Below are 15,602 nucleotides of genomic sequence, written 5' to 3'. Positions count from 1 at the left end.
TTAATATTCTAACTTCCACATATATCTTCTTTGACTTAATGGATGCTTTCTAGCAATAGCTAATTTTTCAGCATATTCTCTTAAAACACATGTAAATAATATAGGATTAAAGAATTCTATTACTGAATCATCTATAGTATTTAAACCTAATTCTTTAGCATCTAAAATTATAAGTTTTTCTCCATAACTCTTTAAAAATTTAAGTGCTCTTTCATCTAATGCTCTTGTTCTTCCTTCATTAATTAAAACAATAAATGGAACCTCTCTATCTGTAATTTCAAATGGTCCATGGAAATATTCCCCTGAATGTATACCTGATGCATTTATCCACTGCATTTCCATCAATAAGCAGATAGAATATGAGTATGCATTACCATAACTTGCTCCACTACTCATAACATAAAATATTTTTTCATCTTTATATTTTTCAGCAAATTCATCTGCCCTTTTACCTGCAAATTGAACAGCTTTTTCAGTAATTAAACCAATTTTATCGAATGCATCTTGAGCATTTTCATAATTCGCATAATCTTCAAATTGTTTAAGTATTTCAAAAGCAATTTCTAGTACAACACCCATCTTGCTACTTTTGCCATTAGATTCCTCTCCCCAATCATATAAAACTACATAATTACCATTTTCAGCCAATGAAGAGTTAGGCTTGTTAGTTACTGATATAGTCTTTGCTCCAATTTTTTTTGAAATTGCTGCTGCTTGAACAGTTTCTGGAGTTTCACCTTCATGAGAACAAACGATTACAATACTCTTTTCATTTAACAATTTCGGAGTAGCATGTACAAATTCATTGCTTGAATAATAACCAATATTAAATCTTTCTGTCTCACTTTCTAGTAAATACTTAGCAGGATACAAATCTGCTAGAGATCCTCCACATCCAACCAAAAATATACTTTTTACTTCTGGTTCTTCTTCCCTAATACTTTTAATTATCTCTTTCAATTGCATTTTATCCCCTCCAAAAATTTTATATAAAATAATTAATAACATCATTATCAAGTATTTTAAGTTTTTATAATTCTTATCACTATATACTACTTTCTATGGTATATACCACGTACCGTATGTTTTGGTATATACCACTTATTTTGACATCATACTATTTTACTAATTCATAAGAAAATACGCATAAATCTCCCCTATTAAAGGATTCACAATACTCAATAACATTGTCCTTATCATCGTAAGTAATTGCTTTAATAATGAAAGCAGCACTACCTTCTTTTACATTCAATAGCTTTGCATTATATTTATTCAAATATCCCATTTCAAGGGTTGATTTCGAAATTCGTAAACTACAAAAATATTTTTCTTCTATAGTCTGAAATAATGACAATTTACTAAAATCATAGTCAAGTAAATGTGGAAGTTTATCAGCGGACATATATGAATATTCTAAAGACATCGTTTTTTTATTTCCCACCCTTAACCTAACAAGCTTATAACATTTTGTCCCTATTAAAACATTAAGTTTTTCCGAAATAAAACTATCTGCTTCAATCACTTTTTTATCAACTACTTCAGTAGAAATATCAGTTATACCACTACTTCTTAAACGTTTAGAAAAACTCTCTAATTTAACAAAGTCTCTTCTAAATCTTTTTCCTACAACAAAGGTTCCTCTTCCAGTTTCTCGAAAAGCATATCCTTCATTAACTATTTCATTAAGAGCATTTCTTGCTGTCATTCTGCTAACATTAAATTTTTCACTCAATTCTCTTTCAGAAGGAAGTTTTGAGTATTCATCATATTGGTTACTTAGGATTTTCTCTATTAAAAAGTTCTTAATTTGTATGTATAGAGGTGGTAAATAATTTGCTTTCATAATTCCCTCCGTTGCGTTTTTATTCTGTAAACTGATGAATATGGTATATACCACTCAAAATATTATTTGTTATTTATTTCCAATTCTTATCTCAATTATATCTAATTTTATTAATGAAATCAATAGTTTTTTCACTTTTTTTACTTTTAATGGTAATTATTATTTCAAGACATCATTTCTTCATATCGCTTTCTCAGTCAGAAATTCATTATTACCAGTAAAATTCAATTTTGAGTTTTAATGATTCTAATAACTTATCCCGTTAATAGATCTAGGTATTAAAAAAACTGCCATATTCGGCAGTTTACTTTTAAAATTATTCACTATAATTTCTGAAAATCCAATTTGGGCTTTTCATAATTTTAACTTAATTAAATAAAAATATTCTGAAGTATGAAGAATATTAACATTAATTGTGCATTATAGATAAAGAAACTGCCTATTAAGCAGTTTCTTTATCTATAATCCATATACATCTGAAAATTCTATATCTAAAACATCTATAAAATTAGTTTCTTCAGTATTTCCATTCTGCAATCCGCTACTTTCATTATTTAATACTCTTATTGGTAGCTCAATTGTAAATTCCGTAAATTTCCCCAGCTCACTATTTACTGAGATTGTCCCACCTTGCAATTCAAGAAGTAGTTTAACTATTGTTAAGCCAAGACCGCTTCCTTCACTTCTTCTGGTAAAAGATTTATCTACCTGTCTAAAGCGATCAAAAATAACCTTTTGTCTATCTTCCGGAATGCCTGTCCCAGTATCTTTAACAGTTATGACAATAAAATTTTCTTTTTCATATATATTTACTGAGATTTCATCTCCCTCATTTGTACATTTCACAGCATTTGAAAAAAGATTCAACATAATTCTTTCAATGCTAAAAGCATCACAGGCAATTAACTTACTATTAACAAGGGAATTAAATTTCACAATACGCTCTTTATTATTACAGTAATCTGATACTGAGTAAGTAATCTTCTTCGCAATATCCACAATGTCTAGGTTTTCTAAATCAATATTGAAATGATTAGCATTTATTTTTGTAATATCCACAATATTATTAACTAACTTTAACAGCCTATAATTGTTTTGCTTAATAATATTAATATATTTTTGGAATTTTTCATTCCCCTCACCCATAGAATAATTCTTATTATATAAATCCAACATCTGTAACGCTGAAAAAGAAAGATTCAAAGGTGTTTTTAATTCATGAGACAAATTAGCAAAAAATTCAATCTTCAACTTATTATATTGAAGCTCTTCTCTTAATAATTCTATCTCCGTAATATCTAAAGCTGATATCAATATACTTTCAATATTCCCATGTTCATCGTTTATAATATCATTATGAGCAACATATTTTCTTTTTTCACCACTGCAAGTAATAAAGGTTCCTTCTGTATAAAAAGCTCTGTTTTCATCTGCCTTAGAATAAAAAATTTCTGTAGATTTTTTTCTCTCTACCTCCACTATATAATTCTTAACCAAATTTTTTCCAAGAATATTTACTTCCTTATCACCTAAAACTTCATAACCTCTTTTATTAATAGTAGTAATTTCACCCTTTTCATTTAAAATCATGAATATCGCTTTACTCAAGTTAAGATATTTCTGTAATTTGTTTTTCTCTTCTTCTAATTTAATGGTTCTCTCTACCACTTTTGCTTCTAGTATTTCATTATACTCTTCTAATACTTCAAAAAGTTTTGCATTCTCAATTGAAATTGCAATTTGAGAAGAAAGCATTTCTAAAACTTTCAATCTATCTTCAGTAAATGCACCTGTCATTAAATTATTTTCAAGATAAATTATCCCCTGTAATTCTCCTCCTTTTATTAAAGGAGAGCATAAAACTGACTTAGGTTTTTTATTAGAAATATATGAATCATTTGCAAAAATCACCGAATTGTTAGCATCTTTTATAATAACTGTTTCCTTTGATCTAGCTACATAATTGATAATATTTTTAGGAATATTGCTGTAGACCTCTATATCCATACCATCCACAATAGTTATTTTATTTTCATTAGCTTCCCTTATTCCTTTAATAATAAACCGCTCTTCTTTTTTCATAATAATAACTACTTTTTGCGCACCTACATTCTCTGAAAGAATAAAAATCAACCTTTTTATAAGCTCATCTAAAACTATCTCCTGTGATATAACCTCACTAGCTTTCATAATTGTAATGAGATCAATTTGATGCAATGAAGTGGCAGCACTCTCCATCATGCTTAATTCTTTTTTCAGGCCTTTTTCTATATATTTACCATAGTTTTCTTTAAGATGGTTCAATTTAGCCACTGCTCCCCATTTTTGATATGCTTCATAAGCTTCTTCAAAATGAAGTTTTGCATATTTAGGCTTATTATTTTGTATCCAGAATTTTGCCGCTAACTCGTTTGCTAAAGCTTCCTCATTTATATAGTTGTTTTCTTTTGCTAAAGTAATAGACTTATTGTAATATTCTAAAGCCTTATATCTTTCCCCCTTAATTCTTAAAAGTTCTGCCTCTACAAGATAATATTTATGTAAAAAATTCATTGGAGCATGTTCCGATAGATTTCTCATAATAATTTGATTTTCTTCAACTCTTTGGAGAATATTCTTTTTTTCTTCCTTTGATGAATTTTGGTATACCTGAAGTCTTGCAAGAGAATCGAAAAATCTATAAATTGCAGTATCTATTGTACCACCTATTCCATCTAAATTCTCTTCTGCTTTTTCGGAAAACTTAACTGCTCTATCATATTCTTCAAAACAATAATTTAATATTAGTTTAGTTAAATAAATAAATGCCATCGATATCATATCACCAATCTTCTCAGACTTCGGAAGTAATTTTCTTTCATCACACATGATTCCTACAAGCTCCGTAGTCGTTTGTGATTTTCCTTGCATGTTCAAAACAAGCTGTCCGAAAACACGTACCCAATTCTCACACAGTCCTTGCTTAATTTTTTGCAATTTTTCCAGGCTCTCATAAATTTCATTTCCAATTTTTTCAAGAGGTTGTCCAGCATAAAATGCATTTTTTGTATACAGGTTAAGAGCATACCCTCCATATTCCAAACTTCCATTTTCTATGCCAGTTCGATAAGTTTCTTTAGCTAGATTCAATGATGATGAAATATGTTCTTTCCAATGTATTATACAATAATTATATATCTCAAAAACCATGGTCTTGGATCCATTTAAGTTTCTATTTTTTACAAGGCTCATACTAAGTTTCCCTAATTTATATCCTAACTCAATATTAACTCCTGAAGTACAAATAATCATACCGTAAGATACATAAACCCCAGCAGAAAAAGGTGTATTACCGTATTTTATTGATAACTCTACCATTTTACAAACAACTATAGGAGTAAGCAATGGTGCTGCTTTATAAGTAACTGATACACAGCCTAATAATATTTCCATAGCTGCAAGTTTTAATGGGTCTTTCATTTCTGGAAGGTTTTCTAAATCTTCTATCTTTATTCCTTCCATAGCATTACTAACACTTTCAAAAGCTTTATCAACATCTAATCTATCAGGTTCATGTGGTATATCTACTCCCATTAATTCTAAAGTTGATATACCCGTTTTCAATGCTTCCTGCAATTTCATTTGAGCTTGATAAGCTTCTATTTTTACTGTATAAATTTTAATCTTGTCTATTAACGATTTTGCATTTTTTAATACTTCTTCACAATAAAATTCCATCATCTCATAATCACTTATAAGATAAGCACCTTCTGATGCATTAGAATATAATTCTAATGCTAATTGATAATGATTTGACCATGGCTCTTCCCCTAATAATTCAATACCTGTTTTTAAATATAAAAATGAAAAATCAAATGAAGAAGATTTTTTTGCCATTTTACTTGCTTTTAAATTAAGTTCTGCCAATTTTATTTTTTCTTCCTGGTTATTAATAATATTTCTACCAGCATTATAATGTCCTACTATTTGAAATAAACCTTCTCCTTCTTCACGGTTATCCTGATTTTCCCACAGCAATCTTGCAAGACTTAAATGTGTTTCATCTTTTATACTATCAGGTATCATAGAATAAACTGCCTGTTGAATACGGTCATGAAGAAATCTATAGTTTAAAGCTTTTTTTGATAAACCATTGTCCTTTTCACTAACAAAAATCAATCCTTCGTTAATGGCTTGCTGCAAATCTTTTTGTATGGTTTCCTTAGGCTTTTTATTAATCATTGCTATGGTTGTTAAACTAAATGTATTACCTATGCACGCTCCCAGCTTAAGAATTTCTATAGATTTTGGTCTCAATATTTTAATTTTGCCCACTAGTAATTCTACTACATTCTCTGTTATATTTTGCTTTTTTATTTCTTCGATATTCCAACACCACTTCATCAGTTCATAATGGAACCATATATACTCCTTATTATATAAATATCCTAAGAATTGTCTTGTAAAAAATGGGTTACCTCCTGTTTTTTCGTATACAAAACAAGATAATTCCTTTAGATTCTCTTCATTTCCTATAGTTTCAATAAGTGTATCTTTCAAAATCATTCTAATATCCTTTTCATTAAGTGGATTTAAACTTATCTTATTAGTTATAATCCCCTTTTTATGTAGTACATTTATCATAGATTCTAAAGGTTTCTCCAAGATGGTTTTATTATCTCTATACGTACCAATAATTAATAAATTCTTAATAGCTTTATTCTCCATAAGCATTTGTATAAAATTTATACTTGCTGGATCTGCCCACTGCAGGTCATCAATAAACATTACGATAGGACAATCTTCACTAGAAATTACACTCATAAAATTTTGAAAAACAAGATTGAACCTGTTTTGTGCTTCTATAATTCCAAGTTCAGTAATGGGATTTTGTTCTCCGATAATTAGTTTTAAAGAGGGAATAATATCTGTAATTACTCTTCCATTATTACCAACTTCTTTTAATATTTTTTCACGTATAGTTTTAAGTTTATCTGCAGGTTCCTTTAGTAAATCTTTTATTAGATATTTTAGAGCTGAAATTATAGCACTATAGGGAGTATTATTTTTAAATTGCTGGAATTTACCTCCTATAAAGTATGCATTTTCTTTAACCACACTATTATTTATTTCCTTTACCAAAGAAGACTTTCCTATTCCTGGATAACCTTTAATTAATACTAATTCTTTATTACCCTTTTTAACCTTTTTGAAAATCCTCAATAACTCATTAATCTCTTTATTTCTACCATATAGCTTGTCTGGTATTTCAAATATATTAGACATATCCTCATTTGCTATTTGAAAAAATTCTATATTTCCTTTTTCATCAAAACTTTTTTTACATGTATTCAAATCTTTCTTTAAACTTTTCAAACTCTGGTATCTGTCCTCTGGCATTTTTGATATGAGTTTCATTATTATATCAGAAACTACTTTTGGAATTTCAGTGTTTATTCTATCAGGGTCAATAGCCTCTATTGCTAGATGTGAATAGACAAGCTCCGTATTGTCCATATTTTTAAAAGGAGTTTCCCCTATCAATAGTTCGTAAAAACAAATTCCTAAAGAATAATAATCAGCCCTATAATCTACTTTTTTATATATCCTTCCAGTCTGCTCTGGTGCTATGTAAGCTAAACCACTTCTTTTTAAAGGAATAGTTTCATAAATATCAGCAATCCTTATTTTCCCTTTTAGGTTAATGAAAATATTCTCAGGATTAAGATCTAAATGAATTATTTTTTTCTTATGAATTTCATCTAAAGCTTCAACAATTTTAATAGAAATATCTAGGAATTCTTTCACCCCTACAACTTTATTTTGGATAAGAGTTTTTAATATATGTTCTTCTTTATTCATAATTTATCGCCCCACATTATATAAATAAAAATTACGTAAACTTAATTCTAGCTTTTCATCTCAATTCTATCATGTTATCACAATATTTTTTGTCGATTTTTGGTAAGAGAAAACAAAAAAAGCGGCAAAGCCGCTTCTACCCCATTTTATTCAAATTTTTATGGAAGATAAAATCCATTCTCAATGATGCTGATTCAACTCTATTTCTTCCATTTTCTTTAGCTTTGTACAATGCTTTATCCGCTCTGCTAATAATAGTCTCTTTGATGTCATCCTTGCTTAGTTCTGCAATACCAATGCTTATGGTAACTTCAGAATCTTGCAGAAATTCACTAACAGCTATAAGTTTGTTTAGTTTCTTTGCCATTTTATATGCATCTCTTAATTCTATTCCTGGAGCTATAATCACAAATTCTTCTCCACCCCATCTTCCCATACAATCTATACGGCGTATATTATCCTTTAACAATTGAGCCACTTTTATTAATACCTTATCTCCTTGAGTATGGCCATAAGTATCATTTATTTTCTTGAAATAATCAACATCAATAAACAGCACACACATCCCTGATACATATCTACGAGCCCTAATTATTTCAGCATCTAATATTTTCTCAATTGTCATTCTATTATAAATGCCAGTTAAGCTATCAATGGTTGCTAATTCTTTTAGTTCTTCCAAGCACTCATCTTTATTCTTTAATATTCTTGACCATTGAATTGTAATCACTATCATCATTAATGAATACAAAATTATTACCATTGTAATCAAATTTGGTATTATACCCGTCACTGATGAAAGGATAAATGCTATTGTTAGGATAGTAAAGTTCATATACCAGAAGTTTAAGCCTCTCATCTTATTTCCTCCATTTTATTTTATTAATTAAAAACAAACAACTTTAACTATAAATTTAAACATATCCATAACTCATTGATGCCTAAATTATGGATATATTTAAATTAAGTTTAAGTAATGTTCATCTATTAGTACGTACAAAGTTAAATTTTTAAGGGGGTATTTTTCTCAGTAAATAAAAAGCTGCCATACTCGGCAGCTTTTATTGTAGAAACATTTGAAATTTATTCATTGATATGTTTTAACAAGTAACATATTTTATTATTAATTTAACATTATTCTCCAAAGCTCTAATGTGAGTTCTTTCATAGTGATGAGTTGCATCAACACCAAGTCCAATACATGCAAAGTTAGCATCAAATCCCTGCATAGCTGAAAGACTTGCATCAGAACCATATCTATAGTGAACATCTACTGCATAATCAATATCATTTTTCTCACAAATTTCAACAAGCTTTCTTCTTAATTCAAAATCATAAGGAGTACGGCTATCTTTTGCACAAATTGTAACTTTAGTTTCATCTGATTCTTGGTGATCTGCAACTGTTCCGATATCAAGAGCAACATGTTCTTGAACTTTTTCAGGAATCACTGATATTCCATGACCTAATTCTTCATAATTACTTATATAAAGATGTGTAGTATATTTAGGTTTTATATTATTATCCTTAAGATATTTAACTAGTCCAAAAAGAACCGCTACACAAGCTTTATCATCAAGATATCTTGATTTTATAAAACCATTCTCCGTTATTACTGTTCTTGGTTCAAAATATATAAAATCCCCAACTTTGATACCAAGCTTTAATGTATCTTCCTTTGTTTTTGTAAATTCATCAATTCTAACTTCCATATTATCATCATGTCTAAGTGTTTCTCTAACTTCATCTGAGTAGACATGTATAGATGCTTTGTCTGGTAAAACTGTTCCAGTAAATTCTTTACCATTCATTGTTTTTATAGTAACATTTTCACCTTCTACTGATGACCATGCAAATCCACCGATTTGAACTATCTTAAGTCTTCCATTAGGTTTTATTTCTCTTACTACAGCTCCTAATGTATCTATATGAGCAGAAATCATTTTTTGATTTTCGTTATCTTCTCCTTCAATAGTTGCAAACAGTGCTTTCTTATTAGTTTTTGTGGTAGCTAATCCAAACTTTTCAAATTCTTCCTCAATAACTTTCATAGCCACATCAGTATCTCCACCTGGGCTTGGTATTCCTAATATTTTTACCATGAAATCTTTTATATATTGCATATCAATATTCATAATATGTGCTCCTTTATAGTTTATTTAATTAAGTCATTACACAAGATTTTTAGCAAAATGGCAGGCTACATGTCTTCCCGGTTCAATCTCTCTTAATTCTGGTGTTTGCTGTCTGCAAATATCTTTACTATATCTACATCTTCCATGAAATTTACATCCAGCAGGTGGATTAATTGGACTTGGTACATCGCCTTCCAATATGATTCTCTCTCTTTTTATATTAACTTTTGCAATAGGAATAGCCGAAAGTAATGCTTGTGTATAAGGATGAAGCGGATCTTTAAATATTGATTTATAATCCGAAAGCTCAACAATATTCCCAAGATACATAACAGCAATTCTATCACTTACATGCTTTACAACACTTAAATCGTGTGCAATAAATAAATATGTAAGCCCTAATTCTTTTTGAAGATTTTTCATAAGATTTAAAATTTGAGCCTGAATACAAACATCTAATGCTGAAACCGGTTCATCTTGAACAATAAATTCAGGATTTAAAGCAAGAGCCCTTGCGATTCCAATTCTTTGACGTCTTCCTCCATCAAGTTCATGTGGGTACGCGTCTCTAAGTCTTTCAGCTAATCCAACTATATTCATAAGTTCCCTTATTCTTATATCACTGTCGGCTCTTCTTTTAAATACTTTATTTACATAAAGTGGTTCTCCAATAAGTTCTGAAACTGTAAGTCTAGGATTCAAACATGAATATGGATCCTGAAAAACTATTTGAGCATGTTTTCTAAATTCTTTCATCTTTGACTTATTATATTTAAGTATATTTTCTCCATTAAATAAAACTTCTCCACTTGTAGCTTCTAGCAGTTTTATTAACACTCTTCCTGTAGTAGATTTACCACATCCAGATTCTCCAACAAGCCCCAAAGTCTCTCCTTTATTTATAAAAAAACTCACATCATCTACAGCATGCAACATGCCTTTTGGTGTTTTGAAATATTTCTTAAGATGATTAATTTCTATTAATTTTTCTCCTAATTTAGCCATTTATCTTCCTCCCTATTTATCTATTTTATTTTTTCTCATGCAAGAAGCAAGCTGTAAAATGTCCAGGTTCAATCTCCATCATTTCTGGTTTCATTTTAGAACACTTCTCCATTACCTTAGAACATCTAGGGTGAAAAGGACATCCCGTTGGGAGGTTAGTAGGATCTGGTGTCAATCCATTTATTACGTTTAATTGACTTTGTTCTGAATCTAAATCAGGAATAGAATCAAATAAACCTATTGTATATGGATGTAATGGATTTAAATATAAAGATTCTTTATCAGCATATTCAACTATATTACCTGCATACATAATTGCTACTTTATCACAGATTTCTGCAACTACTCCCAAATCATGAGTAATCATAATCATTGAAGTATCATATTTACTTTTTAAATCTTTCATAAGTTCCAATACTTGTGCTTGTATTGTTACGTCAAGGGCTGTGGTAGGTTCATCTGCAATAAGTAAAATAGGATTACATGCAAGGGCAATAGCTATAACAACCCTCTGTTTCATGCCTCCACTGAACTGGTGAGGATAATCCGCTGCTCTTTCTTTTCTAATTCCAACTACTTCAAGCATATCTTCTGCTTTTTTTAATGCCTGAGCTTTACTTATATTTTCATGGAGTTCAATCATTTCTGCGATTTGTTTCCCCACTGTCATTACAGGATTTAGCGATGTCATAGGATCTTGAAAGATCATAGCAATTTTCTCCCCAAGTATCCCTCTCATTTCATCAGGAGATTTCTTTAATAAATCTTCTCCTTCAAATAAAATTTGACCACTAATAATTTCGCCAGGAGGTGTTGGTAATAGCTGCATAATTCCAAGTGCTGTAGTTGTTTTACCTGCACCAGTTTCACCAACAAATCCAAGTGTTTCTTTTTTGCCTAAACTTAAATTCAAATTTTCAACAGCACGAACTATTCCGTTATCTGTTTTATAATGAATAGTTAAATTCTTTATATCTAATAATTTTTCATTATTATTCATAGTATCCCTCTCCTAATTTTCACAAACTAATTCTTTAACTTTGGATCTAGTGCATCCCTTAATCCATCACCAAGGAAATTCAAAGCTAAAATAGTTATCATAATAGCAAGCCCTGGGAATAATGTCATATAAGAATAATCTCTAATATATCCTCTTCCTCCAGAAAGCATTGCACCCCATTCAGGCATCGGTGGTGATATTCCAAGCCCTATAAAACTTAATCCTGCTGCAGTTAATATAGCAAAAGCAACACCTAAAGTAGCTTGTACAATTACAGGTGCTAAACAGTTAGGAAGAATATGTTTGCAAATAGTTCTTATATCACTAGAACCAACAGCTCTAGCCGCCTCGATAAACTCTTGTTCTCTAATAGAAAGCACAGATGCACGAACAATTCTCGCATACTGTGGAATAGAAGATATACCAACCGCTATCATAAGATTAAAAAGCCCCGGTCCTAATGATGCCGCAATTGATATTGCAAGAAGTATCTGGGGTATAGAAAGTAAAATATCCATAACACGCATAATAATATTATCTGTTTTCCCTCCATAATATCCTGCAATTGCTCCTAGTAACCCTCCAATGATTACCGAAATACTAACAGCTATAAATCCTACTTCAAGAGAAATTCTTGAACCATAAACTATACGACTAAAAATATCTCTTCCAAACTCATCTGTACCAAATAAATGTTTAGCAGATGGTCCTTGAAAAGCATTAAGAAGATCCTGCTCAGCATAGCCATATGGAGCAATTACTCCTGCAAATAGAGCAGTTAAAATTAATATGCAAATAATTACTAAACCAACCATTGCCATCTTACTTTTGCTTAATCTTTTCATTGTTTCTACAAAATTGCTTTTCTTTTTCTTTGTTATTTTGACTTTTTTATTTACTACTTCATTTTTTTTACTCATAAGATATACCTCCTCCCCAATTTTCGTTATTTATATTGAGCTTTTATTCTTGGGTCAACATATGCATATAATAAATCAACTAATAGATTTACTACACTAAATGCTATCGCTATGTACAATACGCCCCCTTGAACAATAGGGTAATCTCTCATTTTTATAGATTCAACCATAAGTCTACCAACTCCTGGTATTGAGAAAATGGCTTCTGTAAGTACAGCTCCTCCAAGCAAAATACCAAATTGAAGTCCTGCTATTGTAATTATAGGTATTAACGCATTCCCTAGAGCATGTCTTAATATAATCTTGCTTTCTTTTTGACCTTTTGCTTTTACTGTTCTTATATAATCTTGACGTATAACTTCTAGCATACTAGAACGAGTCATACGAGTAATAATAGCTATAGATTGTGCCCCTAGTGTTATTGCTGGTAAAATCATATGTTTAATACTGTAAAATCCTGATGAAGGTAACCAATGAAGTTTCACTGAAAATAAAAGTATTAATAATAATCCTAACCAAAATACCGGCATAGATATTCCTACTAGTGCGAATACCATTACCGTGGAATCAAATAAAGAATATTGCCGTATAGCGGATATAATTCCAAAAGGAATACCTATAAGAACAGCTATAAACATTGATAATGACGCCAATTTTAATGTTGCTGGAAAAACATTCATTATTTCCTCAGATACAGGAGTCTTTGTTATATATGAACGTCCAATATCTTGTTTTACAACTGCTTTATATACATAATTACCAAACTGAACCAAAAACGGATCGTTCAATCCCATTTCTTCCCTTAAATCATCAACAGCCTCTTGGGGTGCCTGTTCTCCAAGAACCATTCTTGCAGGATCTCCAGGTGTTAGATGTAACAATGTAAAAACAATAAAAGTAACACCAATTAACACAGGAATTAACGATAAAATTCTTTTTAAAATATACTTTATCATTTATTTTCCTCCTTTCATTCTTAAAAAAACATTAGATAAGAGCATAATGTATATATGCTCTTGTCTAATAATTTACTGTTATTTATTCTTCTTCAAAAGTAACATTGTAAAGAACATGATATCCAAATGGACTTGGCTTAAATCCTTTTATACCTTTTCTAAGACCTACAACTTGTTCTCCATTATTTAAGAATACCCATGGTGCTTTTTCTCTTATAATTCCCTGAACTTCATTGTATACCTCTTGTCTCTCAGGTGAATCTTCAAGAAGTCTACCCTTCTCAATTAACTCATCTACTTTATCGTCACCAAAGAATGTGAAGTTATTATTACCTTTCATTGAAGAGTGGAATGGACCATATAAAGCCATATCAGGATCCGGTGTTTGGCATGACCATCCAACTATAAACATATCTTGTTTCTTTTCTTTAAGCCCTTGAAGATAAGCACCCCACTCAAGAACTTGTATTTCAACTTCAACACCAACTGCTTTCAACTGTTCTTGAATTATTGTTGCCATATCCATTCTTTCTTTTTTATCATTTGTCCATATAACTGTCTTAAATCCATCAGCATATCCTGCTTCTGCTAATAACTTTTTAGCTTTTTCTACATCATATTCCGGTTGTCCTAAATCAGCATTAGAATATTTTACATTTGGTGCAACTGGACCTATTGCAACACCACCAACACCTCTAAATACTGATTTAACTATAGCATCTGTATTAATAGCAGTATTTATAGCTTGACGAACTTTTTCATTATCAAATGGAGCTTTTTCACAGTTAAATCCTAAATAAGTTGTAGAGTTATCCAAAACTCTCATAAGTTTTAAGTCAGGATTATCTTCAACTCTTGATACATCATTTGTAGTAATAGAATAAGCAATATCTACTCCACCACTTTCAAGCTCAATTGTTCTATTTGTTGCTTCTGGAATTGCTCTTATAACAAGATTTTGATATGCAGGTTTATCACCATGATAATCTTCAAATCTTTCTAAAACAACCTTATCCCCTTTTGTCCAACTAGCGAATTTAAATGGACCTGTGCCTACTGGATTCATTCCATAGTCATCACCAGCTTCTTTAACAGCTTTTTCATTTAATATACATCCTCCACCAACATGAATCAAAGATGGTAAAAATGCTGAAGATGGTGTTTTAGTTTTAAGTGAAATTGTATAGTCATCTTCTACTGTTATGCTATCAGGATCAATATCTCCAACTATATGTTTAATAGCTCCTGAATTAGGTGAAATTGCTCTTTCCAAAGTGAATTTTACATCACTTGCTTTTAATTCCTCTCCATTATGGAATTTTACTCCTTTTTTCAAATAAAACTTATAAGTTACATCATCAACCTTCTCAAATTTTTCTGCTAATTGAGGTACAACCTCATTTTTATCATTTAGTGTAACCAAATTTTCATAAATTTGATTCATAACATTTGAAGAAGCTACATCATTTGTTGCATGTGGGTCTAATGATTTTGCATCATAAGCTGCTGCAACTGTTAATGTGTCTTTCACTTCTCCTGATGTTTTTGCTGCATCCCCACTCTTTTCACTACTTCCACATCCTGATAATAAAGCTGTACATAATGTAACTGATAGCATTAATGTACATAATTTTGCTAATTTTCTCTTTGCCATTTTAATAAATCCCCCTTTTATTATTATGGATATTTTAATTCAAAACATCCATAACCTCTACTAAAATTGCTTCTTAAAAAAATTTATAACAGTTTACGGACGTATTTCAGTTATGTCCGTAAGTTGTTATATTCTACATTTATTCTGAAAATCCTTTATTTTTTTATTATTTTTTCAAAAATTTTAATCTTTATAAATATAATAGACTTTCAATATAAAATTGAATAAAATAAAGAACCACCGCAATC

General features: G+C 30.2%; 10 protein-coding genes. All 10 read right to left on the bottom strand.

Annotated features, from left to right (window positions below):
• The 10 genes from ACQ3F0_RS09280 to ACQ3F0_RS09235 all read right to left on the bottom strand — a co-directional run bounded on the left by ACQ3F0_RS09280 (position 1) and on the right by ACQ3F0_RS09235 (position 15,354).
• Positions 1-966: an SIS domain-containing protein gene (locus tag ACQ3F0_RS09280; protein ID WP_428864954.1), complete on the bottom strand. Its 966-nt coding sequence runs from the start codon at positions 964-966 to the stop codon at positions 1-3.
• Between the two features lie 151 nt (positions 967-1,117).
• Positions 1,118-1,843 carry a GntR family transcriptional regulator gene (locus tag ACQ3F0_RS09275; RefSeq protein WP_428864953.1) on the bottom strand — a complete coding sequence of 242 codons (726 nt, stop codon included), beginning with the start codon at positions 1,841-1,843 and terminating at the stop codon, positions 1,118-1,120.
• A gap of 459 nt (positions 1,844-2,302) precedes the next feature.
• Positions 2,303-7,684 (bottom strand): AAA family ATPase, encoded by a 5,382-nt coding sequence (locus tag ACQ3F0_RS09270; protein WP_428864952.1) that lies wholly within the window; start codon positions 7,682-7,684, stop codon positions 2,303-2,305.
• A gap of 136 nt (positions 7,685-7,820) precedes the next feature.
• A complete protein-coding gene (locus tag ACQ3F0_RS09265; RefSeq protein ID WP_428864951.1) occupies positions 7,821-8,543 on the bottom strand; it encodes a GGDEF domain-containing protein in 723 nt (240 codons plus the stop codon).
• Positions 8,544-8,784: 241 nt separating this feature from the next.
• A complete protein-coding gene (locus tag ACQ3F0_RS09260) occupies positions 8,785-9,819 on the bottom strand; it encodes a M42 family metallopeptidase (protein WP_428864950.1) in 1,035 nt (344 codons plus the stop codon).
• Positions 9,820-9,855: 36 nt separating this feature from the next.
• On the bottom strand, positions 9,856-10,824 hold the full coding sequence (locus ACQ3F0_RS09255) for an ABC transporter ATP-binding protein (RefSeq protein ID WP_428864949.1): 969 nt from the start codon (positions 10,822-10,824) through the stop codon (positions 9,856-9,858).
• Positions 10,825-10,849: 25 nt separating this feature from the next.
• Positions 10,850-11,824 (bottom strand): ABC transporter ATP-binding protein, encoded by a 975-nt coding sequence (locus ACQ3F0_RS09250; protein ID WP_428864948.1) that lies wholly within the window; start codon positions 11,822-11,824, stop codon positions 10,850-10,852.
• A gap of 26 nt (positions 11,825-11,850) precedes the next feature.
• Complete coding sequence (locus tag ACQ3F0_RS09245; protein WP_428864947.1) at positions 11,851-12,744, bottom strand: ABC transporter permease; 894 nt, start codon at positions 12,742-12,744, stop codon at positions 11,851-11,853.
• A gap of 26 nt (positions 12,745-12,770) precedes the next feature.
• A complete protein-coding gene (nikB, locus tag ACQ3F0_RS09240) occupies positions 12,771-13,700 on the bottom strand; it encodes a nickel ABC transporter permease (RefSeq protein ID WP_428864946.1) in 930 nt (309 codons plus the stop codon).
• An 82-nt stretch (positions 13,701-13,782) separates the two neighbouring features.
• Entirely contained in the window at positions 13,783-15,354 is a 1,572-nt protein-coding gene (locus ACQ3F0_RS09235) for an ABC transporter substrate-binding protein (protein WP_428864945.1), read from the bottom strand.
• Positions 15,355-15,602: the final 248 nt, after the last annotated feature.

The sequence above is a fragment of the Clostridium sediminicola genome (assembly GCF_050402865.1).
Classification (GTDB): domain Bacteria; phylum Bacillota; class Clostridia; order Clostridiales; family Clostridiaceae; genus Clostridium_AF; species Clostridium_AF sediminicola.
The sequence above is the reverse complement of the archived record's forward strand: the minus strand, read 5'-3'. Positions and strand labels throughout refer to the sequence as shown.